Raw genomic sequence first — 24,256 nt, forward strand, 5'->3', positions numbered from 1 at the left:
GAATAGATTAGGATTTAATAATGATCTAATGATAATCATGCTAATTATCAAACTCACGTAGCAATCTGTAAATCGTACTTGCAATCACTCAAACCATTGGTTAAGATAATTATATTCTGAAGTGTTGGCTAGCAGATGTTTATTCCCTGAGCCGATAATGCTTTACCAGGATGTGGTACCTATTGCTTCATTGTGTATGCCTGCACCGCTTGCGGTGTATCAGGAAACCTGCCGAGGCAGTGACGCATCCGCCCTGAACTTCACGGTTCATGGGTCACCATCTTGCGGCGGCACTTCGGTTGTTATATTCGGCTAGTAGTTTTTTTATTTATAAGCACTATATTTATAAAGAATGAATTACAGCTACTAAAAAGCCCCTTTTGTCATTGACGAAAGGGGCTTTTTCTATGCTTGTCTATTAATTCAACTATTCGTCATTAGCAGATTTAGTGATTTTTTTCACGTCTTTAGGAATGGTTTTTGCTGTCCCATCAATCGTTGTATGCTGCTTAAACACATCACCAAACGGGTTTTGCTGTTGACCAAACGGGTTCTGATTATTCATACCACCTGCACCGCCAAACGGGTTTTGACCACCCATGTCGCCAGCACCACCGAATGGGTTTTGTCCGCCGCCCATTTGTCCACCCATCTGCTTGGCCATCATCTCCATCATTTTTTGTTGATTGTTCATGACGTAATTATTGGCAAAGTCTTTAAGTTTTTTCTGCACGGGTGGCAATATAACCAGCAAGGCTAGCAAGTCACTCAGCACACCGGGAATGAGCAGTAAAATACCAGCCGCTGCCATAGCCACACTTTTGATCATGGTTGACTCTTGCGGACGCATCGACGGATTCATCATACCGCCTGCTTTCATCTGCTGGGCCATTGGGTTGAGAGCTGCCATGCCTTTGCGCAGGAGCGAAATACCGATGACGGCGGCGATAATAAACCAAATAAACACCAACCAGCCACTCGTAAATTGAGCAAGCAAATACCAAAGCAGCATCTCGATAATAAACCATACGATGGCAATACCAACTATCTGACCCATAAAGTGTCGTCCTATAAAATAAAAACCAATAAATTGAGCGCCATGCAAATTAAAATGGCTAACATATGATGTATATGGGGATTGATTGCTATACTATCAAACTTACGGCTAATTTTTAAGCCATAAAACAAAATGTAAGTAAGACGGAACACTATGGCAATTATTATTGGGATTGATCCAGGTTCACGCATGACCGGCTATGGCATCCTTCAACAAACGGGCGATAAGCTCACCTATATTGATTCAGGCACCATTCGTACAGATACTAAAGAGATGCCTGAACGCCTAAAACGCATTTTTAATGGCTTGACGCGTATTACTCAGCATCATCTAAAATATGCAGATGAGCCTATTTATACGGCAATTGAACAAGTATTTATGGCAGAAAACCCTGATTCAGCGCTTAAGCTTGGGCAAGCACGTGGCGCAGCCATTGCAGCGATGGTAGCCCTGGATTTGGAAGTTTCAGAATATACTGCACGCCAAATCAAACAAGCCGTTTGCGGCTATGGCGCAGCAGCAAAAGAGCAAGTACAAGAAATGGTGTGCCGGATACTGACTCTGGATTTTGTACCACAACAAGATGCGGCAGACGGTCTTGCCTGCGCCATCTGTCATGCACACTCAAGCCATTCAATGAACAAACTCATATTAAATAGTGCCATGCGTGGGCGCGGTGCTTCTAAGAAAAAAGGGCGCTGGCGTTTAACTGAAGAAGATTTAGGCAATTTGCGTTAAAAAGCTCATTAGATAAGTCATAAAAAACACGCACCTTTTCGGACGCGTGTTTTTTATGACTTATCTAATACCACTATTGAACATCGGTAGTTAATTATAACCAATCAGCCCTATTGTACTACTGAGCTTTCAATAACAGCGTCCAATACATAGGCATACTCTTCACCTTCTGATACCTTATCGCTGTCTAATTGATAACGTTGTAGGCGTAACACTTCATCATGCTTACCATCATGCTCATAGCCATCAATCTCACCATTAAATGCAGCCCACTTGCCTTCACTGACTTTAATACCTTGATCATTATAAGTGACTGGTTTCACTTGCAAACACATCTCTAAGCTATTATCAGAGCACACTGTTTCATTAGCATTTACGGCCCAAAATACAGTCTCACCTTTACTATTGTACTTAGCTTGTGACGTCAACCTACCTTTCCAAGTCAAAGTAACCGCATTGCTGGTCACTTGCGTTAGGACTGGGTTATCACCTTCAGTGACACTTAGCTCACTAGTACCTTGCATCAAGGTATCTAAACGATTTTCTGCCTTGTTTAGATTTTCGCATAGCATTTTGGTACTCATGCTGTCTTCTGTCGTTAACGTATGACCTTTTAACTCATAACCTGCACTCATAGTGTTACAACCTACACCATAATTCAGGGTATTATGACCTTGGTTTTGTTTAAACGACAGCATTACTTGGTTCTTAATATCTACAAGCGTCGTTATGACAGGTCCACCACTTTTATCATCGATATCAAGTAGTGTCCAACGATAACGCGCAAGATTTTCAATCATTTGTTCTTCAGCACTCATCTCGCTTGCCTTAGCTAACGTGGTATTATTATTCGCTATATCAGCATCTGCATTGCTAACATTGGTATCAGCTGACTCGAGATTTGCATCCGTTGGAACAGAAGCATCTTGGCAAGCACTTAATGCCAGACTTATCGCTAGCATACTTGGCAATAGGGCGGATTTAAAAGATAGTGTCATGAAGATCATACCTTGCAGTTATACTTTTTAATTCAACTTTTTGACCCATTTAATCTACAAAATCTGACTGTCACAATTATAAGAGGGATATTAGTCAAATTATTCAAAGGGCATTTAAAAAGATGCTTATAAAAGGGTAATAATCTGACCACTATAGCGCTCATAAGTGATATGGGTGTAACGAAGTGTTTAATTTTATAGATTCATAGTAAATTTCACATATATGCTGATCCTATTTTTAATGTTAACCATAGCAAAACAGCCCTGCGTCGTTAGGAATTATCCTCGTTACGCAAAGCTGTTGCTGCTTATCATTACATTTTTAAAAAATTTACTACTTTAATCTTCTTCATGAACAGGTTTGGCTTTTGCCATGTTTTTGATGCTAAAACGCTCGTTCATCATTTGGTAAAAACGGGCAAGATTGTCGCCTTGTTCGTTGGGATTGACTTGAAGGACTTTGCCAAAATCTAAACCCAAATACAGCACAATATCAGCAAAGCTCAGCTGGTCACCGACCAGATACTCATGACCCTCCAACAGGGTTTCAAAATATACTAATGCTTTGACAGCACGTGCGATAGATGGCGCGACAAACTCTGGTACTTGCTCAACACGCTGGGCTTTTGATGGGTGGCTATGCTGAAAGGCGAGCATAAAGTTATATAGCACCTCAAATTCGGCGATACGGCGCATAGAGCATACTTGCGCACGCTGTACCACATCATTGCCCATCACCGAGCGCTCACCATAAACACGGTCGAGATATTCGCACACTGCCTGCGAGTCATTGAGTACAGTACCATCATCTAATGTCAAAACAGGTACGGTTTGCATGGGATTTATTTTGGTAAATGCCTCTGACATTTGCTCGTTGGCAGCAAAATCGATATCAATCACATCGAGGTCGTCCATATCATCAATATCGATACCTTTTGATGCTAGCAAAATAAGTGCTTTCCGTGGATTAGGTGCAGTACGGGTGACATATAATTTTTTCATAAAAACTCCTTGTAAGGTGGGCTTAAAAGCGGCTTAGCGCTGCTATATTTTATTATGATTGTTGTGTCATCAAGTATCAAATGCACTATTAACTCAAGTATTAACGATAACGATTCATCTCTAAATCATGCATACTTGATTTACTAGTTATAGCGTACTCTGTTCATCATAGCAAAGCCTTATTTAGCTGATGCTTCTGATGTTAAGCTGAATAACAGAAAGCCCCACAATTTTGCATTATGGGGCTTTTTAAATCATATCTTCATCAAGCTCACATGCTCCAGCTTATTATTTATTAGGTGCAGGAGTGGTACGTAGATACGGCTTAATTTCTGTGTGACCTTTTGGATATTTGGCAGCGATATCTTCGTTTTTAACACTTGGCGGAATGATAACGTCATCACCATCTTTCCAGTCTACTGGCGTTGCGATGTTGTATTCATCAGACAATTGCAGTGCGTCAATCACACGAAGGATCTCGTCAAAGTTACGACCACAGCTAGCAGGATAGGTCAATGTTAGTCGAATCTTTTTGCTTGGGTCAATAATAAAGACGCTACGTACGGTATGCGTGCTGTCTGCATTTGGATGCATCATGTCATACAGCTCAGCCACTTCTTTATTAGGATCAGCGATGATTGGGAAGTTCAGTTCAGTGCCTTGAGTTTCACCAATATCTTTTGCCCAGGCATGATGGTCATCGATACCGTCAACAGAGATACAAATTGGCTTCACGCCGCGCTTTTGAAATTCGCCATTTAGCGCAGCAGCACGACCAAGCTCAGTGGTACATACTGGGGTAAAATCGGCTGGATGTGAGAAGAAAACTACCCAATTATCGCCCGCCCATTCATGAAAATTGATTTCACCATCGGTGGTGGTTGCATCAAAATTTGGTGCGGTATCGCCTAAACGTAAATGTGCCATGCTTGATTCCTTATTTATGATTGTGACGAGCGCTATTATCGAATGCTATCTACGCGCTCTCTTATTATCAACGACATACTCAGCGATTAAAATATCTACCAAGCATCTCAACAAAAAAACTGACTTTATCTTAACAAACTGGTTATGAATGTCTTGTGACGGATTGTAATGCGGTTATTCCTTTTATTACTAACACGAATGTAGCAAAATTATTCTTTGAAAACAAAGTAATGAGTTAAAAACCGAGAAGTTAAATAGACTTTTATATCACCATCCCTGAATCCCACAGACAAAACTCACCAAACTTTCCACGCTTACTCGTACCACCTGCGGCACGCCCAGCATCTGTTAATAACAACTCACCTTCTTGCTCTTGCAAATACCCCGCTGTCAGTAATTTATCGTTTAATTCTTGGGTTTTAAAGCCCAGTTCTTTGGCAAGCTTTGCCGTCGTTAACTTAGAATAATTAGGTGTTGCTACTTCTGTAGGTTTAGCAGAATGAGTTTCAGTAGGGACTTGAGAAGCACTCTCAGAACTAAGGTTGTTATCAACGCTACTACTAGGCTCAATTATTTTTTCAAGTGACATTCTGACTTCGTCACTGATACGGATAATGCGCTGGGCCTCTTCATAAGTATCGGCATAGAGTTTCGCATCTTCATTACGGTAAATCAGTACGCCCATTTCATTATTATTGACTTGGCTGAATTCATAAAGGTTTAAGCTCGTAATAATGCACTCATTTTCGTTCAGGTAACACTTTGCATGCAAGTTTTTACAAAAGCTGGTGCGAATAAAAGTCAGATTTTTGAGCCAGTTTATTTCTTCAGGGTGTAAATCATTCTTACCATAAACGATACGGATATCAATTTTGAGACGATTACGATCTTCTAACAGCTCTTTGATACGCTCATTAAGCTTTAGATAGGGGCTAATAATAATCAATCTATCAGACGCATTTTTAATCAACTCTTCTAAATGATAAGTCGTGCCACTGCTGTTTAAAAATTTTGCCATTTCAATACCCTCACCATCTACGATTAAAATTTATACTTATTCACAAAAAAGCCCATCCCTAGCGTACTAGAAATGGGCAACATTGCAAACCACTATTGTTCAGTATTTTCTTACAATAAATATAAACTGCGCTAATGATAAATTAAGCGGGTTTATAACTATCACGTAAGCTCACGATTTGGTTAAAGACAGGCTTGTCACTGCTATGATCTTCGCTATCAGAGATAAAGTAACCTTCACGCTCAAACTGGAAGCGCGTGCCAGCGTCTGCATTGACCAATGATGGCTCAACCACAGCATTTAGCTCAGTCAATGAGTTAGGGTTCAAGGCTTGATGGACGTCAGCGACGCCACTTGGGTCTTCAACACTAAATAGCTGCTCATACATGCGCACCGTTGCTGGAACGCCTTGGCTAGCCGATACCCAATGAATCACGCCTTTAACCTTACGACCTTCAGGATTGTTGCCCAAAGTCGCCGGATCAATCGTTGCTTTAAGCTCAATCACGTTACCGCTATCATCTAAAATATGCTCCGTCACGGCCAATACATAGGTATTACGCAGACGAATCTCATTCTTCTCTGGTGATAAACGCTTATAACCTGCTGGCGGCTCAATTTCATAATCGCCTTGGTCAATATAAATGGTCTCAGTAAATGGAATTTCACGTTCACCCATATCGACATTGGGATGATTGGGCTGAGTTAACCATAAAGTCTGCGAGGCATCGTCAAAACGAGCTTGAACGGTGTCAGCCTTTTGCAAATCCCAACTGCTAACAGCATCGCTAAAGTTGGTAATGGTCACTTTTAATGGCTTAAGTACCGCCATACCACGACCAGTTGTCGTCTCTAGTGACTGACGAATACTAAATTCTAATAAGCGAAAGTCTACAACACTGTCTACTTTGGTCACGCCAACACGCTCACAGAAATCACGTAAGCCTTCTGGTGTATAGCCACGGCGACGCATGCCAGCAATCGTCGGCATACGTGGATCGTCCCAACCGCTAACGATATTTTCATCAACCAGCTGCTTTAATTTGCGCTTACTGGTCAATGTATGGTCGACATTTAGACGAGAGAACTCATACTGATGCGGCGGTTGCTCAAAGCCAACTTTTTCTATTGCCCAGTCATAAAATGGACGATGGTCTTCAAACTCTAACGTACATAATGAATGGGTAATGCCTTCGAGCGCATCAGATAACGGGTGAGCAAAGTCATACATCGGATAAATGCACCATTTATCCCCCGTTTGGTGATGTGCTTGATGCATAATTCGATAGATAACAGGATCACGCATATTCATATTAGGGCTTGCCATATCAATCTTGGCACGTAGCACTGCTGTACCTTCAGCATATTTGCTCTCTTTCATATCATCAAAGAGTTGCAAATTTTCTTCAACACTGGCATTACGATGTGGGGACGCTGTCCCTGCTTCATTAAATGAGCCACGATTTTCTTTGATTTGCTCAGGCGATTGCAAATCTACATAAGCATCGCCTTGCTTGATCAGCTGAATCGCCCAAGCATGAAGTTGGTCGAAATATCCTGAGGCATGGTACGCCTCTCCTGCCCACTCAAAGCCCAACCATTTTACATCATTCTCGATGTTATCAATGAAGTCTTGCTTTTCTGCGGTTGGGTTGGTGTCATCAAAGCGCAGGTTGCAGATACCGCCAAACTCCTCAGCCACACCAAAGTTTAGGCAAATGGATTTCACGTGCCCCAAGTGCAAGTAACCATTGGGCTCAGGTGGGAAACGGGTGACAATCTGTTGGTATTTCTGCGCATTAACATCATCACGAATAATATTACGAATAAAGTCGTTTTTGTGTTCGTCTTTTTGTGCATTATTGCTTGAGTGCTCACTCATCGGGCATTGCTCCTAACGCAAATGGTCAATTCATGCGACGTGCCATCACGCCTCATGGAAAATTCAAAATATTTGATAAAGTAAAACGATATCGTAAAACAAGCCTCAGCCATTAAATTTAAGCCAATTTACAAAAATTTGGGTTATAAAAACAGTGTGTTATAAACACCAAGCTATGATGACTTTTTGTCAAAATCGTTTAGAAATGGGTAAAGTTGCGTTATTCTATCAGCTTTTGCAAACGCATTAACAGCCTGATACATGACACGGGATAAAAAAGCCGTTAGACTAGCCATAACTTTTTATCCGCCAACTTTTTATCCACCACTTAACAGCGTCATTTTAGGCGCTGCAATAAAGAGGAATATCCCATGGTAGACATGCCACCAGTAGTAGAACTTGACACCAGTATGGGTGCGATCGTTATCGAACTCAATGAAGAAAAAGCACCAAAAACCGTTGAAAACTTTTTAAACTACGTAAAATCTGGTCATTATGATGGCACGATTTTCCATCGCATCATTGACGGCTTTATGATTCAAGGCGGTGGAATGGACGCTGAGATGAATGAAAAAGCCACCAACAAACCAGTAGAAAACGAAGCAGACAACGGTCTAAAGAACGACGCTGGCACGATTGCTATGGCGCGTACGCAAGATCCACATTCAGCGACTAGCCAATTTTTTGTCAACGTAAAAGACAACGATTTCTTAAACCATTCTGGCAAAAACATGCAAGGTTGGGGTTATACCGTATTTGGTAAAGTAACAAGCGGTATGGACGTCATCGAAAAAATGCGTGGCGTCCCAACTGGTCGTTTCGGTATGCATGCTGATGTACCAAAAGAGCCAGTGGTTATCAATTCAGCCACCATCATCACTCAGTAATCATTCTTCAATAGTTATTACTTAGTAGCGATGAATCAGTGAAAGCTTATGAGTCGTTACTGTTTAAAGTTATGAGGATAAGGATAAATGCAAAGTTTCAGCCACCTAATTACCACCCGCCCTCATGAGGTGCGACAAGTATTGATTAGCGATTTGCATTTATCGCCTGAAGAGCCTGCCTTAGTGCAGGCTTTTTTGGCGCTGCTTGATGATTGCCTTGCCCTGCCTACCCTTAAACGCCTATTTATGTTAGGTGACTGGTTTGAAGTCTGGCTTGGGGATGATTTTTATTTGTCTTTATCCGAAGAGGAACGACAAATACATTGGCTCACACCACTTATCATTAAATTAAAGAAACTGCGCATAGCTGGCTGCGAGATTTTGGTCATGCACGGCAATCGCGATTTTTTGTTAGGGCAGCCTTTTTGTAATATATTCGGTGGCGAGCTTATTTATGAGCCGTATACCTTAACCGTTGGACAGCAAAACTATCGCTTAGAACACGGTGATGCACTATGCGTTGATGATAAAAAGTATCAGTTTTTTCGTAAAGTAATGCGTAATCGTTTGACGCAGTGGTATTTGCTTAATAAATCGTTAGAGAAGCGCTTGGCGATTGCTGATAATATGCGGCAGAAAAGTCAGCAAAATAATGCCAATAAAGCGGCGCATATCATGGATGTTAATGAAGCAGCAGTGAATAAAGCTATTTATCGCTTTGACGCCCTACTACATGGTCATACCCATCGTCCTGAAATCCACCAAAGTAATGAGGGTAAAACTCGCTATGTACTTGGTGATTGGCGATTGTTAAATAAGGACAAGCGCCAGCAAAAAGTGAGTGCCGTGATTGGTGCAATTACAGCAAGCGTAGATGAAGGTATTATGGCTGATAGTGCAGAGTTTGAATTGTTTGAATTTACCATTACTATTTAAATACCTAAACATCAAAACTGCTGCTGTTATCCTTATACAATGAAAAACTCCGTTATAAAACGGAGTTTTTTTATTTATTAACATCGTTATTTTTAAACAACCTTTGAAAACAACCATTATCCAAAAATAGTGATTTCAACCTATCTCACCACCCCGCCAGTGAAGACGCGCTACGCTGAGTAATAAAACCATCTGGCGTCTGACCGTTGGCAGCTTGCCAGCGCTGGAACGCATTACGAGTATTGGTCCCCACGATACCGTCAGCACCTTTGGTATCATAGCCCAAGCTCGTCAAACGCTGCTGTAAATTGCGTACTTGCGATGTCGATAACGGACGCTCATAACGTGGCCATGACTTTTGTAAACCGCCTTGTCCGATAAGTGCTTTACCTAATAAGCTGACACCAAGGGCATAGCTTGATGAATTGTTATAGACTTTTATGACATCAAAATTTGGACTGAGTAGCAGTACTGGACCGTCTTTCCCCGCTGGCAGCCACAACTCCATTTGAGTGTTACCATCCAAGGACACATCGGCTATGGTATCGACGCCCATCGACGCCCATCTAGCAGCAGGCTGCTTAGTACCAACCAGTGTGTAATCAAATGATGACGGAATGGTTGCTTCATAAAATGGTGCCAAACCACGTACCCAACCTGAATTGCTCAGATAATTAGCAGTAGACGCCAAGGCGTCGCCCGTCGACCATGGGTTACGGTGACCGTTACCATCACCGTCAACCCCATGCTTAAGCCACGTATCAGGGATAAACTGCGTCTGCCCCATACCGCCTGCCCAGGAGCCATCGAGCTGTGACCAAGATACATCGCCGCGCTGTAATAGTGTCGCTAGTGATAATAGCTGAGTTTCGGCAAATTCTTGACGGCGCCCATCATAAGCAAGGCTAGCTAGCGAGCTTGGAATACTACTATTGCCCGTTACTACGCCGTATGACGACTCCATGCCCCAAATCGCTGCAATGATTTCTGCATTGACGCCATATTGCGACTGTAACTGCGATAAATACGTGCGTTGCTCAGCGAACTTACGCTTACCAGTACTGACGCGACCATCTGATACCGCAGAATCGACATACTCCCATGGCATTTTTGAAAACTCTGGCTGTCCTGAATCAAGCGAGATGACTTGTTGATTTAAATACGCAGAATCGAGCAGACGACGAACCGTAGCAGCATCATGACCTGATGAAATGGCACGCATAGAAAAATCAGACTTCCAATCAGAAAAACTATTGTAGCTTGGCTTTGCGGGTGTTGGTTTAATGACCGGTGCTGGAGTCGGCTTCACTTGAATGGTTTGAGTCTGGGTAATTTGCACATTACCTTGACGCACTGGCTTATTAGGTTGCTGCATCGCCTGCTGACTGGTACAGCCGACCATGACTAGAGCAGGGAAAAAGGCAAGGTAGTGTTTATTTAATCGCATAAGAGGTCTCAAGTATCCGTAAGTAAATTGCAATGTGGCTTAGATAATTCCATTTAATCGCCAAACAATAAGAAATTTAACGCCCTAGTACCGCTCGTGGATCGATAGGGTTGCCATTTAAGCGTACTTGGAACTCTAAACCCACTTGATTAGTCTGACCACTATTACCCATATTTGCGATACGTTGACCGCGCTGAACGTTATCGCCCTCTTTCACTAACAGCTGGCTGTTATGGGCATAAGCAGTGATATAGTTGTCACTATGACGAATCATAATCAAGTTGCCATACTCTGGCAGACCATTACCCGAATAAAGAACCGTACCTGCTTGGCTTGCTTGCACCGGATCACCCACGTTACCAGCAAACCACATGCCCATCGTGCTAGATGCTGCATCGAAGTTGCGGGTTATTTGGTTGCGGGTCGGATACTCATAGCCTGACGTTGCATTGGCAGTCACTTCATAGACGGGCGGTTGTGAATAGTTAGGCGTGCTGGTCACAGGCGGTGTATAAGTAGGTTGTACTGGTGCAGATTGAGTATTGTAGCGATTACTATTATTGGCACTTGCCGGCTCACCTTGCCATAGTTTGAGCCACTGACCACTATAAATGGTGTATTTACTGTCTAAGCCATTCAGTGAACCAATTTGACGGTAATTGAGATTATAGCGCGCCGCCACTTGACTGACCGTATCGCCGCGCTGCACACGATGATAGTTAGGAACCCCTTGATTATTGGTAATAATCTTCGGTCCCGCTTGGTTGGCTGATTGGTAAGTGGGCTTGGTAGCACAGCCTACCATCGTTACCGTGGCAGCAGCCATCGTGCCCAGCAATGCCACTGTGATAAATCGCGATCCAGCAATAAGCTTCTTCATACAAGATTTCCTATTCTTTATGTTACGTACAAACTCCTTGTGTGACTCACAAGCATTTTGCTAACTGTTATACCGTTTAAGTGTTTAGCTACTTTAGCTGCCATCATCAATATTCGATTCATATTACAGCATTAACGCTGATAGCATATCGAGTGTGGCGGCTGGCGTATGGTGCAAACGTACAGGCGATAGACTGATGTAACCTGCGGCAACCGCTTGATCATCAGTCATAGTAGTACCAAACGAATCATGATCAGTATTATCTGCCAATGTATCCTGACGCTTGCGTAGTGATAGCCAATATGCATCTCGCCCACGTGGATCTACCACATGATGGACAGGACGCGCTATTTTCCTATGCCCCAAAGCTGTGATTTTGCGACCGTTAGTCTCATCAGCATTACTCACATCAGGAATATTAACGTTTAATACGTGATAGGGCAAATTTTTGCAAATATCCAATATTGGCGTATCTCTCAATAATTTCACAATCTCACTTGCTGCCATTTGATAATGACGCTCACATTCCTGCTCACTGCTTTTTGCCCCACCGCCTACCAATGAGGTCGCAATAGCGGGTATGCCAAATAACTGAGCAGTTAGTGCCGCCCCAAAAGTGCCTGAAAACAAAACGTCTTGACCAAGATTGGCACCTGAATTGATGCCCGTAATCACACAATCAAAATCTGTGTCAGAATATATTTCGTTTAATGCCAGATAAATACAGTCAGCTGGTGTGCCATTGACAGCGATAAAACCAGAAGGCAATTGATGCGTATATAAGGGTGTGATGATACTTAAGGCACTGGCGCAGCCACTTTGCTCACTATTTGGCGCAACCACCATGACCTCGGCAATAGTAGATAATGCCTCATATAGTGCCAGCAGACCTAATGCATAAACACCATCGTCATTGCTCATTAAAATCTTCATATTTACTCAATCTATTTATGAATGACCGTTCATCCGCTTATCTACGTTATTCACGTAAAGTTGCTATAATCACCGTTATTGGCACTAATATCATTCTATTTAAAAGTATGATACTTAAAGCTATATCAGTTACTGATACCGTCCATTTATGTTTGTTCGCATAGTAAATAGCTATGATTATTTCGGGCGATTATACCCCAATAGTCTATTGAGACGAACCCACTCTTTATACATAATTTGCATAATAACTTAGCTTTTTGAATGATTTTCCCATAGCAAGACCCCTATTTTTCAGCATTAGAAACCTGCGCTGAGGTTACAGTAGGCTACAACCCACAACATTTACAACTTATACTTTTATGTTGAGGTAACTTACCGGTTTATAATACGGCTATGTTGCTGGAGACCTGATTTAGCTCACAATATCTCTACACATAAATCAATATTTTATGTGACATTTGTTTTTTTACCCATTAACATAGCACCATTAAATAAAGATAAGCGAGTGTGATACTGAATGAAAAATCAATCGATATTATCTATGACTTCTGTGTTGGCAAGAAGTGCCTCAAAAGTCGGGCTAGCAGCATTGATAACATCTATTGCGATGCTGTCTCAAGCCACAAATGCTGCACCCAATTCTGCGACGACCATACCTTTAGATTTATCTGGTATCAATATCACAAAACATGAAATTGCGGTTATGCAAGTGCTGTCAGAGATATGCCCACCGATGCTAAATGGTAAGCAAAAGCAGCGTTTTTATAAGTCTTATAATGTGCAGCTTCACGAGTTGATGCCGTCATTAGAAGACCCAAAAGCAGCTATCCAGTACTTATCTACTCAGCAAGATTATCGTCAAATTCTGCAAGGTATTCGTAGCTGGACGATGGGGTTTTCTAAGCAAGACAATAAAGCATTGTGTGAAGATTTAGCGAATGCTGAATATCAGTAGTAGCCCTTTATTGATACGCTATGTTATCGAAATACGTTTTTAAGCCATATTAAGAGATTAAATAGGTAAAGATCGCCATAATTAACGATAACAATCTACTTTCTTATCTCTTTAACATCTGTATAAAGTGGTCAAATAAGTATTATATAAGCCAGTTCTAAATGCTTATTTATTTAGATGACTCGCTACAAAAAGCTTGCTGCCATCCCTATTATTTAATAAGGATAGCAGCAAGCTTTTTTATGAGTGAAGTTTATAAAATTATTCGCTTTATTTTTAATAACGTCTTATTTTATTGTATTTATCGTTTCCCCATCGGGCGGCATTTTGCTAAGATAAGGCGTTAATTTTATGTCCGTTGCTTTAGTCTCCTCTACTCTCAAAAAATCCATGGTTTAACTTGAGATTTAACATAGTCTGCCAAAGATTGTGTAAAGGTAGTGGTGTTGGGGAAAAGCGACCGATACATTTGGTTTTATGATGCGGTGTAACAATCTATGACAGTAAAGCGTGTGAAAAAACAGCTGGTGCAGCTGGTAGTGGGTGTCAGTATTTCTATGGGTGCAGTGATGGCAAGTGCAGCCATACAGCCGCCTGAGATGGCAAATACTGCGTATGTATTAATGGACTATAACACGGGTGAAATTTTGGCACAGAAAAATGCCAATCAAGCCTTGCCGCCAGCATCTTTGACCAAAATGATGACCAGTTACATCATTGAACAGCGCTTAGCTTCAGGCGATCTCAAAGAAACCGATCAGGTATTGATGAGTCCAAATGCTTGGTGCCGCGGCAGTAGTAGCCAATCGTGCATGTATGTACCGGTGAATAAGAGCGCGAGTGTTATAGATATGCTACGCGGTATTATTATCCAATCAGGTAATGACGCCTCAAAAGCAATGGCTGAGCATATAGCTGGTAGCGAAGCATCGTTTGCTATCTTGATGAATGAGCAAGCGCAAAAGATTGGTATGAAGAATACCCATTTCGTTAACTCTACTGGTATGCCTGATGAGGGTCACCAAGCATCTGCTCTAGATTTGGCCAAGCTATCACGCGCCATTATCAAAAACAGCGGCGATTACTACAGCATTTATTCAGAAAAAGAGTTTACCTATAACGGTATTACTCAAGGTAATCGTAATGCCCTACTGGCTACCGACCCTACTGTTGATGGTCTAAAAACAGGACATACGGATGCAGCTGGGTATTGCTTAGCAGCCTCGAGCAACCGTGAAGGTATGCGCCTAATCTCTGTCATTATGGGCACTGAAAGTCAGCAAGCACGTGCTGATCAGTCGCGTGAATTGCTCAATTGGGGTTTTGGTCACTTCACAACGGTTACTCAAGCACCTGCTGGGCAGTTTGTCAGCAAAGTTCCTGTCTGGTTTGGTGAAGCAAAAGAGATAGAAGTAGCGACTGGTGATAATTTGCAGATTTTGACCACTAAAACTCAAAAGAATAAAATCACTACTGTGGTTGATATTCCTGAAAGCTTAGAAGCGCCTATTAAAAAGGGTCAAGAAATCGGTAAAATGATGGCTGTGATAGATGGCAAAGCAGTGGCTTCTGTGCCTGTGATTGCGACAAGCGATATTGAGCAATCAGGATTTATGAGCCGTATCTGGCAACGCTTTTCTCGTTGGACGCAGAACTTATTTTAAGCGCAATGATAGCATTTTGAAATAATGCTTTTATCATGAAGTTCAACATAAAAAAGACGTCTCATATCGAGGCGTCTTTTTTATGTCTAAAATTTTATATTTCTAGCTATTTTTATGACCATGTCAGCCAGCTTTTTAGTAAATCACTTAACGCTTTATCTTCGTATTTGGCAACTTCGCAGTAGTCTATACCTGCAGCCTTTAGACCAAACTCAAAATCGGCTAAATATTTTGCTTGCTGCTGTGGATACCAAAACACCAGTAACGTTCGATATTCTGTCTCAGCCGCACGAATATGACTCGCTAATGAGGCTGCTTTTCTGGGGAACACATCTTCTGCAAACATCAGCATGTCAAATTTCTTTGCATGTACCTCATCTATGACCAGCTGTTCATGTTGATAGCAGGCTACATCAGCACCCAAATGCTGTAATTGATCTACCAACAACCCTTTTTCATGATAGTAGTAATAAATAATTTTTAAGCCGCGCAGATGTTGCTGTTGTTGAGAATGGTGTTGATTAGACATAGGAATAGTAACTATAAAATTCGTACCAATACCTAAAGTGCTATCCACTTCAATGCTAGCCCCCATCAGCTGAGCCATTTGCTTAACCACTGGTAGACCAATTCCCGACCCTTCGTATTGACGAGTTTGCGATGAATCTACCTGAAAAAACGGATTAAAAATATCTTCAATAAAACTGCTATCAATCCCGATACCAGTGTCCTTTACGCCAATCTGCCAGCGATTGCTGTTATCAAAATGAGTCAGTTGCGACGTAATGGTGATTTGACCTGCTGGTGTGAACTTCATGGCGTTACTGACCAGTATCGCTAAAATTTGCTGTATTCTTTCAGCATCGCCTTCGAGGATATAATCGTTATGATGGATATGACTGATTAACGTTAAGCCCTTTTTCTTAATAGCTGGCTCAAACTCTGCCAATAAGTCAGCGATTAGTTGCAATGGATTAAATTCGTGCACATGTAGGCTGATTTGACCTTTCTGGATTTGATTTAACTGAATAATTTGATCTAAGGTTAAGACCAGCTTTTCACTACCCTCTCGAATAATATCAACCGCGTCTCTTTGCTCGTGATTTAACTTTTCATCATCTAGTAGCTGTAAGCCGCCAACGATCGCATTTAGTGAAGTTTTTAGCTCATGGGTAATCATACTTTGAAAATTATGTAGCTGCACATCAAGCGACACATCTTTATGATGCAGTTGTTGCTCGAAAGCCGCAAGTGCCTCATAATCTTGCTTTGCGATTTGTAGGCGATCAAATAGGGTAATAAAAGCCTGTTTAATCTGTACCAACTCCTGAAACTCAAAACGCTGCTGAATCAGAGGTAACTGCTCAATATCTGGATTTTTTATAACTATATCGCAAGCTGCCGTCAGATTGGCGATATCTTTTGACGGCCAATTCAGCTTACGCAGGATAAACAACGCCCAAATAATCGCCAATAGCGTTGTCATAAGCCATAGCAGTAGGTTCTTTTTAATCCAATTTTCACGCAGCGTCGCCACATCTAAAGTGATATTCAGATAACCAACCAAAGCATCTTCTTTAGGTGAAATAATTTTATTAGTAGGATCGCCAACGACTGGATAGTTAAAGCTAACTGTATTAGCAAATAATGCATTTTTCCAATCATCTCTTAATTGATTGGCTTCAACAATAGGCTGAGAGGTGGTATAAAATAAAATACTCTCAATGCCTTGTTCTTTTTCTAATAAAAAACGTATTTGTTCATCGACGATATCGGTGGAATCTGCTATCGATGCGCTGATGGTCAGTAATGTCGCTAAATCCTGAATATGCTGGCGCGTATCTTTGTAATAGTGAACAAAGCCATAAATAAAAGACACTAATAGACCTGCTAAAACAGCCAAAACCATGGTCTGCATGATAGAGTGCCAGATAAGCGTAGGAAGTGTTTGATGCGGGCGGTTGTTCATATCACTCAACTGAGTTAGACAACTTTTGATTATAGTACAGGTATTTTATAGCGGTTATAAGTGAAAATTGATATTTTAAGGCAATTAATAAATAGTGCCCTAAATTGCAAAATGCCATGACAACTGATGCAGCCGTCATGACGAAGCACATTTAAAAAGCCTGATAGATAGTATCAAAGGATTTTTATCGGCTAGCTACTACTCGCCAAAAGCGCAAATATGATTGCATTAACGCTTTTTATCTTTGTTGGTAAATCTCGGCTTATCTTTGGTGGTAAATTTCTGCGCACGATTACGTTCACGTTGACGTAACTGTTGGGTTTTGGCTTTGGTTGGCGTATCGCTTTTATTAGCATACGGGTTTTCATTCAGTTTAAAGACCACGTTTAGTGGCGTGCCTTCTAACTTAAATACCTGACGGAATTGATTTTCAAGATAGCGCTGATAGCTCTTAGGTAACGAACCAGTTTGATTGCCATGAATGACGATAACGGGCGGATTGTGTCCACCGATATGCGCATAACGCAACTTAATACGGCGACCAGCGACCGTTGGCGGTGGATTGGCAGTAACAGCATCTTGCAAAATCTGCGTCAAACGGTTGGTTGATACCTCAAACATTGACGATTGATAAGCACGCAAAATAGACGGATATAAATTACCCACGCCTGTACCATGCAATGCTGAGATTTGATGAACTTTTACGTAAGGGATAAAGTTAAAACGGCGATCCATCTCAATCTTGATATAGTTCTTTTGATCAGCAGTCAGACCATCCCACTTATTAATTGCAACCACTAGCGCACGACCTGCATCCAACGCATAGCCAATCATATGCAAATCTTGATCGACAATACCTTCATGAGCATCAATAACAATAACGGTTACGTTAGAGTCTTCAATCGCTTGTAAGGTTTTGATAACTGAGAATTTCTCAACTTTTTCATCGATTTTACCACGGCGACGAACACCAGCCGTATCAATCAATACATAATCTTTACCTTCACGCGTATATGGGATATAGATACTATCACGAGTGGTACCCGGCATATCAAAGACGACAACGCGGTCTTCACCAAGCAAACGGTTGACTAGCGTCGATTTACCAACGTTTGGACGACCGATAATAGCAAGTTTCAAACCTCTTGGCTCAACCACATTTTCTTGACTAGGCATATCAGCGGTTAATACTTCGAGCAGATTGCCGACCCCGCGACCGTGACTTGCCGCCATTGGATATGGTTCGCCTAGACCTAATGCATAAAATTCAGCAGGCGCCGAATCATGCACACCATCGACTTTGTTGGCAACGACATATACAGGCTTGCCAAGGGTGTGTAAAAACTTACCAATCTCAGCATCGGCACCAATCATCCCTGCGCGTGCATCAACCACAAATACAATGATATCGGCTTCATGAATGGCAGTATACGACTGCTCAGACATATAATCATCAATATCGCCTCTGCCATCGTCCGCTTCACCAATACCACCGGTATCAACGACAATAAAAGCTTTGTCTTCGTAGGTCGCATCACCGTATTGACGGTCACGAGTCAATCCTGACAAATCAGCAACCAATGCCTGCCGACTTTTAGTGAACTGATTAAATAAGGTGGATTTACCGACGTTTGGACGACCAATTAAGGCGACCACAGGCTTGATACTCATGGGTTACTCTCAGTGAAAGGCACAATGACGGACAATGCAACTACTTAGATACAATCTCTTTTACAACGTAAATTTACCGTTATAAAAAAGCAAAAAGTAGCAGCCGTTGACCGCAAATTTAAATGAATGATAAGATAAAACGATAGCCAGAAAATAGTTCTTGGCTATCTTACAATGAATAAATGATATTCAGAGGAATGCATCATACATGGATATTATCTGTCGCTATTATATATAGATAACGCCAATAATGCACCGGTCGCATAGCGTACGCGAAAGCCGATATGTAAACAAGCAATTTTACAAGGCATTAAACACTGACTATGCAGCGTTTTCTGTTCATTTTACTATTAGGTGACTTATTATTAGATGACCTATTTAATGAGCAATATCGAAAAATGCTCATTAAATAGGACTGCAAGTAATTAAGATTAGCGTGCCAACTGCCAAATCGCTACTTGACCTGAGGTGCTTTGGGTCATTAAGCGGCTGTCTTGCACTTGCAAATTGGTCAATGCGCCTTTGGTCTGTACACGGCTGACAATCTTACCCGTGGCTGGGTCAAATAAATGCACAACCCCATCAAAATCGCCTACTGCAATATAATTGCCAATCATCACAGGATTGGTCAAATGACGATAGGCCAATTCTTCACTTTCCCAGAGAACAGCACCATTACTACGATTATAAGCAACCACTTTACCCTCTAAGCTTGTCGCAACCACTTGCTGATTGTTGACTGCAAGCGCTTTTAAACTGGCAAGCTCATTAACAAACATCACTTGGCGCGATGCCAAATCAATACCAAGTAACTGACCACTATAACTAATGGCAAATAACTGATTGTTATCTACAATTGGCATACCATCAACATCGCTCATGCGTTCAACTTCGCTGCTGCCTGTACCCACACCAACGCGTCTTGACCATAGTGGCAAACCATTATCTACCGTGACAGCATGCAAGCGTCCATCTGCAGTCGCTAACAACGCCGTCTTAGCATCTAATAACGTTGGTGCAGCGCTACCGCGTACACTAATCGCTGGAACTTGGGTAGCAAACTGCCAAACTGACTGACCAGTCTGCAGCGATAAGCCATGTAGAAAACCATCATTGGCTGATAAGATAACGCGGTTATTGCTAATGAGCGCTGGCGTTAGCACTGAACCAGTCAGCTGTTGCTGCCAGCGTTTTGCACCTGTTACGCTATCAAATGCCATAACCAGACCGCCACGAGTACTAATAATAGCAGTTTGGCTTAGCTCATCTATCGCAACACCACCTGTAATCTGGTCGCCAACATTTACCGACCATAAACGCTGACCAGCTTTGTCAAAACCCACCAAATCACCACCGCGCGAGGCAGTAACGATTTGCGAATTTGCATAGCCGACTTGTAAAGTAAGCGGATCTTTTTTACTGACGTTTTTATTACCAAGGTCGGTACTAAAAACCGGCTGCAATACGCTAACAGGTTGTACGATTTGTACCAATTTTACAGGGTCGTTGACGACTGGCTTGATACCTCGATTACACCCAATGACCGCAGTTGCCATCACTGCAATTACGGCTACATGCATGGCCGTTGAGCGCATGGTCTTGGCTTTGATGGTTTTGTTAAAGCGAATAGCTTGAGTCATTATAGGTCTCACTACAAATAAATTAATCATTAATAAATTAGCATTTAATCAGTGATAAAAAACGATAATAACTTAGTACAAATAAGTATTAGTTACCACCATATTACTTCCGACTGATTAGGCTACTTCCTTTGTAGAACGGTTTGAGGTATTACCATGTCTATTCTATCGAAATTAGTACTCAATTTTTTAATACTAAGTCTTTATTGCCGAATATTTAGTACTACTATTTTATGCACCAGCACCAGTATTGGCTGCTACTGAATCTTCACTCACTGGTGCTTGCGATGTGGCCGTAGACTCTTGAATAAGACCAGTTTGTTCAGCGATAGGCTCAGGGACGATACCCAAACTTTCCATTTTCAATGCCAATACTGCGCGAGTTTCTTGACGCTCACGTAATAAGCTCCAAGCATTATTATAGGATTTAATCGCTGAATCTGAATTGTCTTGTGCCAAATAAATATCACCCAGTAATTCTTGCTGACTGGCTTCAAATGAGCTTGGCATATCACGACTGGCTTCTGTCAATGCTGCTTTTGCATCGCCTGCTGCCAAAAGCGTGGTCGCATAGCGCAAACGGGTAATTGCCTCTAGACCTGCATCACCCAAATCAATCGCCAATGCTTTTTTAAAGGTAGCGCCTGCTGCCTTAAAATCATCATTGTCAACTTGCTGACGCGCTTTAATCATTAAAGCCTGCCAAGCATAGACCGATTCTCCATGAGTGCCAACTAAAGTATCGATGTTCTTAATTAGCTGAGTACGACTCTTCTCTAACGATGCTTTTGCTTCCGCTTCTAGATCAGGATTTTGCGATGCCAAGCTAACTTCTTCATTAAGACGTTGAATATCCGCATATTGATCGGCTGCAACGGTATCGACACGTGCATGATTATCCTGCCAATAAGTCCAGCCAAAATAAGCGGCTAACGCCAATAAAATCGCGGTGACAATATAGCTGCCATACTGCTTTAACGTTTGCATTGAGTTGTCTGCATTCGGCGAATTAGGGGTCAGAGCCATATACTTTTACCTGATCAATTTATATTAAAGTGCTAATGCTACGCTCACTACTATTTATGGCGAGAAAAGTTATCTTTATCCGACAGCCAATCTTGCGCTGCTGTTTTTTGTTCGCCAGTTTGCATATCTTTGATGCTAATGGTTTTATCATCCAGCTCTTGCTGGGCGATAATAACGGTCAATGCAGCACCTGACTTATCCGCCTTTTTCATTTGTGCTTTTAAGCTGGTGGCACTTGCCATTTTGACGCGCAAATCTGGACGGCTATAACGCAGGTTTTGCGCATAACTAATACCTGCACTATAAACCTCAGGATGAGCGACCACAAAGACATCACAAGCAGGCATATCAGCAATAGGCGCGACAACTTCCATAAGAAGTAATAAACGCTCAAGTCCCATGGCAAAACCAACTGCAGGTTCAGATTTAACCGGTTTATTATCGCCTTTACCATCACGGTTATCAGCAGATTTTAGCTGCCCAACCAAGCCATCATAACGACCGCCGGCACAGACAGTCGCTTGGCTACCAAGCTTGTCAGTCACCCACTCAAAAACAGTTTTATTATAGTAATCAAGACCACGCACCAGATGCGGGTTGATTTCAAAGTTGATACCAAGCTCTGTTAAATAGGCTTGTACTTGCTCAAAATGCGCCACGCTTTCTTCACCTAAAAAGTCAGCAAGCTTCGGCGCGTCTACCAATAGGGCTTGGGTGCTGGCTTCTTTGCTGTCTAAGATACGTAGCGGATTGGTCGTCAGGCGGCGCTTACTATCCTCATCTAACTGCTCTTGCTTATCGGTCAGATAGGTGACCAACGCTTCACGATAAGCATGACGCTCATCAATTTCGCCCAGACTGTTTAGCTCTAAACGCATCTCATCTTTTAGACCCAGCTCTTGCCACATCAAATGAGTCATCGCAATCAGCTCGGCATCAGCGTCCGGTAAGGCACTACCAAAGCTTTCAACACCTATTTGATGAAATTGACGATAGCGACCCTTTTGTGGGCGTTCATAGCGGAACATTGGACCAATATACCAAAGCTTAGGCGTATCACCGCGTAGTAGATTATGCTCATTTACTGCTCGTACTGCCCCTGCCGTGCCTTCAGGACGCAAGGTAAGCGGCGTTGGTGGATCAGATTTATCGGTAAAGCTATACATCTCTTTTTCAACGATATCCGTAGCACCGCCGATCGCGCGAGCAAACAAATCGGTTTGCTCAACGATAGGCAAGCGAATATGCTCATAACCGTATCTGCCTAGCACATTAGCCAATATAGACTCTAGATACAGCCATTTTGCAGACTGTGCAGGCAAAATATCATTAAACCCTTTAATCGCTTTAATCATGGTACGGTTATGTCCTTTAAGTTTTAACAAACGGCTCTATAATTTTTATTAATAAAACGCTTTATTATCTAACACGTATAATCTCGTTTTCGCGTTTTTTTGCCAATTCTTCTGCATGGGCGCGTACCATACCTTCTATCTCATCAACCAGATTATCTGTATCAATCAGATGACTTTTTTCGCCCATACGATAAACTAATGATTTTGGTGCTGCGCCAACAATACCGATATCGGCTTCTTTCGCTTCACCTGGACCATTTACCTTACAGCCAATCACTGACAAATTCATCGGCTCACGAATGTCTTCTAAGCGCGACTCTAACGCGGTCATCACTCTAATCACGTCGAACTCTTGACGTGAGCAGCTTGGACAAGCAATGAAATTGACACCATTAGAGCGAATATTGAGCGATTTTAAGATATCAAAGCCAATCTTAATTTCTTCTTCTGGCTCTGCAGCTAACGAGATACGAATCGTATCACCAATACCGTCCAATAATAAACCGCCCAGCGCGATAGCAGATTTGACCGAACCGGTACGATAAACACCAGCTTCAGTCACACCTAAATGCAGAGGATTATCAATTTGTGCTGAAATCAGACGATAGGCATCCATGGTCAAAAATACGTTGCTGGCTTTAACCGATACTTTATATTGATCAAAATTAAGACGTTCTAATATATCAATATGACGCATTGCCGATTCGAGCATCGCTGCGCCATTTGGCTCTTTATACTTACGCTGAATGTCTTTTTCTAAAGAGCCAGCATTGACGCCAATACGAATAGGAATATTGTAGTGCTTGGCACAGGCGACTACTTCGCGCACTTTGGCGTCACTACCGATATTGCCCGGGTTAATACGTAAACAATCTGCGCCCGCTGCCGCAACGGCTAAAGCAATTTTGTGGTCAAAATGCACATCTGCTATCAAGGGTACGCTGACCAACTTGCGAATTTCACCAAACGCTTTAACGGTATCCATCGTCGGAGTAGAAACTCGCATCAAATCAGCGCCTGCTTCAACACAGCGCTCAATTTGGGCAACCGTTGCTGCCACATCGCAGGTATCGGTATTGGTCATACTTTGCACACTAATCGGCGCATCACCACCAATCGCGACATCACCGACATATATTTTCTTCGTAAGACGACGGTTAATAGGCGCTGACGTTGACATAGACAAACCCTTTCATGAAAGCAGTAAAAACGAGAATAACAATAAAACCAAGGTAATACTATTTACTTTAAAAACTGAACCAATCAATAAA

20 protein-coding genes and 1 other RNA gene are annotated in these 24,256 nt (G+C 42.0%); 6 read left to right on the top strand and 15 right to left on the bottom strand.

Annotation, left to right across the window (positions count from 1 at the left end):
- The first annotated feature begins 110 nt into the window (after positions 1-110).
- Positions 111-306, top strand: a non-coding RNA gene (gene ssrS, locus OEG80_RS09260) — 6S RNA.
- Between the two features lie 121 nt (positions 307-427).
- Here the strand turns inward: ssrS and OEG80_RS09265 are convergent.
- Positions 428-1,057: an FxsA family protein gene (locus tag OEG80_RS09265; protein ID WP_263240483.1), complete on the bottom strand. Its 630-nt coding sequence runs from the start codon at positions 1,055-1,057 to the stop codon at positions 428-430.
- A 153-nt stretch (positions 1,058-1,210) separates the two neighbouring features.
- Here OEG80_RS09265 and ruvC point away from each other — a divergent pair, with 153 nt between their 5' ends.
- Positions 1,211-1,795 carry a crossover junction endodeoxyribonuclease RuvC gene (ruvC, locus tag OEG80_RS09270; protein WP_011513021.1) on the top strand — a complete coding sequence of 195 codons (585 nt, stop codon included), beginning with the start codon at positions 1,211-1,213 and terminating at the stop codon, positions 1,793-1,795.
- A gap of 110 nt (positions 1,796-1,905) precedes the next feature.
- Here ruvC and OEG80_RS09275 read toward each other — a convergent pair whose 3' ends face one another.
- The 5 genes from OEG80_RS09275 to OEG80_RS09295 all read right to left on the bottom strand — a co-directional run bounded on the left by OEG80_RS09275 (position 1,906) and on the right by OEG80_RS09295 (position 7,622).
- Positions 1,906-2,793 carry an META domain-containing protein gene (locus OEG80_RS09275; RefSeq protein WP_263240484.1) on the bottom strand — a complete coding sequence of 296 codons (888 nt, stop codon included), beginning with the start codon at positions 2,791-2,793 and terminating at the stop codon, positions 1,906-1,908.
- A 339-nt stretch (positions 2,794-3,132) separates the two neighbouring features.
- A complete protein-coding gene (locus OEG80_RS09280; protein ID WP_263240485.1) occupies positions 3,133-3,795 on the bottom strand; it encodes a glutathione S-transferase family protein in 663 nt (220 codons plus the stop codon).
- A gap of 288 nt (positions 3,796-4,083) precedes the next feature.
- Positions 4,084-4,722, bottom strand: coding sequence for a peroxiredoxin (locus tag OEG80_RS09285; protein ID WP_149409844.1), 639 nt, complete (start codon positions 4,720-4,722; stop codon positions 4,084-4,086).
- Positions 4,723-4,984: 262 nt separating this feature from the next.
- Complete coding sequence (locus OEG80_RS09290; protein ID WP_181210762.1) at positions 4,985-5,740, bottom strand: phospholipase D family protein; 756 nt, start codon at positions 5,738-5,740, stop codon at positions 4,985-4,987.
- A 142-nt stretch (positions 5,741-5,882) separates the two neighbouring features.
- Entirely contained in the window at positions 5,883-7,622 is a 1,740-nt protein-coding gene (locus OEG80_RS09295; RefSeq protein ID WP_181210761.1) for a glutamine--tRNA ligase/YqeY domain fusion protein, read from the bottom strand.
- A 371-nt stretch (positions 7,623-7,993) separates the two neighbouring features.
- Here OEG80_RS09295 and OEG80_RS09300 point away from each other — a divergent pair, with 371 nt between their 5' ends.
- The gene (locus OEG80_RS09300; RefSeq protein ID WP_011513014.1) at positions 7,994-8,509 is read left to right on the top strand and encodes a peptidylprolyl isomerase; all 516 of its coding nucleotides are present in this window, start codon (positions 7,994-7,996) and stop codon (positions 8,507-8,509) included.
- Positions 8,510-8,596: 87 nt separating this feature from the next.
- Positions 8,597-9,445 carry a UDP-2,3-diacylglucosamine diphosphatase gene (locus OEG80_RS09305; RefSeq protein ID WP_263240488.1) on the top strand — a complete coding sequence of 283 codons (849 nt, stop codon included), beginning with the start codon at positions 8,597-8,599 and terminating at the stop codon, positions 9,443-9,445.
- 145 nt (positions 9,446-9,590) lie between these two features.
- On the opposite strand, the gene OEG80_RS09310 is transcribed toward OEG80_RS09305, so the two are convergent.
- The 3 genes from OEG80_RS09310 to surE all read right to left on the bottom strand — a co-directional run bounded on the left by OEG80_RS09310 (position 9,591) and on the right by surE (position 12,705).
- On the bottom strand, positions 9,591-10,892 hold the full coding sequence (locus OEG80_RS09310) for a lytic murein transglycosylase (RefSeq protein ID WP_181210759.1): 1,302 nt from the start codon (positions 10,890-10,892) through the stop codon (positions 9,591-9,593).
- Between the two features lie 76 nt (positions 10,893-10,968).
- Positions 10,969-11,772, bottom strand: a complete 804-nt coding sequence (locus tag OEG80_RS09315; protein WP_263240490.1) for a M23 family metallopeptidase — start codon at positions 11,770-11,772, stop codon at positions 10,969-10,971.
- Between the two features lie 123 nt (positions 11,773-11,895).
- Entirely contained in the window at positions 11,896-12,705 is an 810-nt protein-coding gene (gene surE / locus OEG80_RS09320) for a 5'/3'-nucleotidase SurE (protein ID WP_263240491.1), read from the bottom strand.
- Positions 12,706-13,222: 517 nt separating this feature from the next.
- On the opposite strand from surE, the gene OEG80_RS09325 reads away from it, so the two are divergent.
- Both OEG80_RS09325 and OEG80_RS09330 read left to right on the top strand, forming a co-directional pair.
- Positions 13,223-13,660: an MCR_0457 family protein gene (locus OEG80_RS09325; protein ID WP_011513009.1), complete on the top strand. Its 438-nt coding sequence runs from the start codon at positions 13,223-13,225 to the stop codon at positions 13,658-13,660.
- A 497-nt stretch (positions 13,661-14,157) separates the two neighbouring features.
- On the top strand, positions 14,158-15,324 hold the full coding sequence (locus tag OEG80_RS09330) for a D-alanyl-D-alanine carboxypeptidase family protein (protein ID WP_201532097.1): 1,167 nt from the start codon (positions 14,158-14,160) through the stop codon (positions 15,322-15,324).
- Positions 15,325-15,436: 112 nt separating this feature from the next.
- Here the strand turns inward: OEG80_RS09330 and OEG80_RS09335 are convergent, their stop codons facing one another.
- The 6 genes from OEG80_RS09335 to ispG form a co-directional block, all read right to left on the bottom strand.
- Positions 15,437-17,293 (bottom strand): sensor histidine kinase, encoded by a 1,857-nt coding sequence (locus OEG80_RS09335; protein ID WP_263240494.1) that lies wholly within the window; start codon positions 17,291-17,293, stop codon positions 15,437-15,439.
- 228 nt (positions 17,294-17,521) lie between these two features.
- On the bottom strand, positions 17,522-18,964 hold the full coding sequence (gene der, locus OEG80_RS09340; protein ID WP_011513006.1) for a ribosome biogenesis GTPase Der: 1,443 nt from the start codon (positions 18,962-18,964) through the stop codon (positions 17,522-17,524).
- A gap of 431 nt (positions 18,965-19,395) precedes the next feature.
- The gene (bamB, locus tag OEG80_RS09345) at positions 19,396-20,604 is read right to left on the bottom strand and encodes an outer membrane protein assembly factor BamB (RefSeq protein ID WP_263240495.1); all 1,209 of its coding nucleotides are present in this window, start codon (positions 20,602-20,604) and stop codon (positions 19,396-19,398) included.
- A gap of 231 nt (positions 20,605-20,835) precedes the next feature.
- A complete protein-coding gene (locus OEG80_RS09350) occupies positions 20,836-21,630 on the bottom strand; it encodes a YfgM family protein (RefSeq protein ID WP_263240497.1) in 795 nt (264 codons plus the stop codon).
- Positions 21,631-21,680: 50 nt separating this feature from the next.
- Positions 21,681-22,985, bottom strand: a complete 1,305-nt coding sequence (gene hisS / locus OEG80_RS09355) for a histidine--tRNA ligase (protein ID WP_181210752.1) — start codon at positions 22,983-22,985, stop codon at positions 21,681-21,683.
- Positions 22,986-23,049: 64 nt separating this feature from the next.
- The gene (ispG, locus tag OEG80_RS09360) at positions 23,050-24,165 is read right to left on the bottom strand and encodes a flavodoxin-dependent (E)-4-hydroxy-3-methylbut-2-enyl-diphosphate synthase (RefSeq protein ID WP_011279968.1); all 1,116 of its coding nucleotides are present in this window, start codon (positions 24,163-24,165) and stop codon (positions 23,050-23,052) included.
- Between the last annotated feature and the right edge of the window lie 91 nt (positions 24,166-24,256).

The sequence above is a fragment of the Psychrobacter sp. SC65A.3 genome (assembly GCF_025642195.1).
Taxonomy (GTDB): Bacteria; Pseudomonadota; Gammaproteobacteria; order Pseudomonadales; family Moraxellaceae; genus Psychrobacter; species Psychrobacter cryohalolentis.

Bases quoted from the DNA above. Each gene is read 5' to 3' on its own strand.
- OEG80_RS09265 (WP_263240483.1), bottom strand. From the start codon at position 1,057: ATGGGTCAGATAGTTGGTATTGCCATCGTATGGTTTATTATCGAGATG.
- ruvC (WP_011513021.1), top strand. From the start codon at position 1,211: ATGGCAATTATTATTGGGATTGATCCAGGTTCACGCATGACCGGCTAT.
- OEG80_RS09275 (WP_263240484.1), bottom strand. From the start codon at position 2,793: ATGACACTATCTTTTAAATCCGCCCTATTGCCAAGTATGCTAGCGATA.
- OEG80_RS09280 (WP_263240485.1), bottom strand. From the start codon at position 3,795: ATGAAAAAATTATATGTCACCCGTACTGCACCTAATCCACGGAAAGCA.
- OEG80_RS09285 (WP_149409844.1), bottom strand. From the start codon at position 4,722: ATGGCACATTTACGTTTAGGCGATACCGCACCAAATTTTGATGCAACC.
- OEG80_RS09290 (WP_181210762.1), bottom strand. From the start codon at position 5,740: ATGGCAAAATTTTTAAACAGCAGTGGCACGACTTATCATTTAGAAGAG.
- OEG80_RS09295 (WP_181210761.1), bottom strand. From the start codon at position 7,622: ATGAGTGAGCACTCAAGCAATAATGCACAAAAAGACGAACACAAAAAC.
- OEG80_RS09300 (WP_011513014.1), top strand. From the start codon at position 7,994: ATGGTAGACATGCCACCAGTAGTAGAACTTGACACCAGTATGGGTGCG.
- OEG80_RS09305 (WP_263240488.1), top strand. From the start codon at position 8,597: ATGCAAAGTTTCAGCCACCTAATTACCACCCGCCCTCATGAGGTGCGA.
- OEG80_RS09310 (WP_181210759.1), bottom strand. From the start codon at position 10,892: ATGCGATTAAATAAACACTACCTTGCCTTTTTCCCTGCTCTAGTCATG.
- OEG80_RS09315 (WP_263240490.1), bottom strand. From the start codon at position 11,772: ATGAAGAAGCTTATTGCTGGATCGCGATTTATCACAGTGGCATTGCTG.
- surE (WP_263240491.1), bottom strand. From the start codon at position 12,705: ATGAAGATTTTAATGAGCAATGACGATGGTGTTTATGCATTAGGTCTG.
- OEG80_RS09325 (WP_011513009.1), top strand. From the start codon at position 13,223: ATGAAAAATCAATCGATATTATCTATGACTTCTGTGTTGGCAAGAAGT.
- OEG80_RS09330 (WP_201532097.1), top strand. From the start codon at position 14,158: ATGACAGTAAAGCGTGTGAAAAAACAGCTGGTGCAGCTGGTAGTGGGT.
- OEG80_RS09335 (WP_263240494.1), bottom strand. From the start codon at position 17,293: ATGAACAACCGCCCGCATCAAACACTTCCTACGCTTATCTGGCACTCT.
- der (WP_011513006.1), bottom strand. From the start codon at position 18,964: ATGAGTATCAAGCCTGTGGTCGCCTTAATTGGTCGTCCAAACGTCGGT.
- bamB (WP_263240495.1), bottom strand. From the start codon at position 20,604: ATGACTCAAGCTATTCGCTTTAACAAAACCATCAAAGCCAAGACCATG.
- OEG80_RS09350 (WP_263240497.1), bottom strand. From the start codon at position 21,630: ATGGCTCTGACCCCTAATTCGCCGAATGCAGACAACTCAATGCAAACG.
- hisS (WP_181210752.1), bottom strand. From the start codon at position 22,985: ATGATTAAAGCGATTAAAGGGTTTAATGATATTTTGCCTGCACAGTCT.
- ispG (WP_011279968.1), bottom strand. From the start codon at position 24,165: ATGTCAACGTCAGCGCCTATTAACCGTCGTCTTACGAAGAAAATATAT.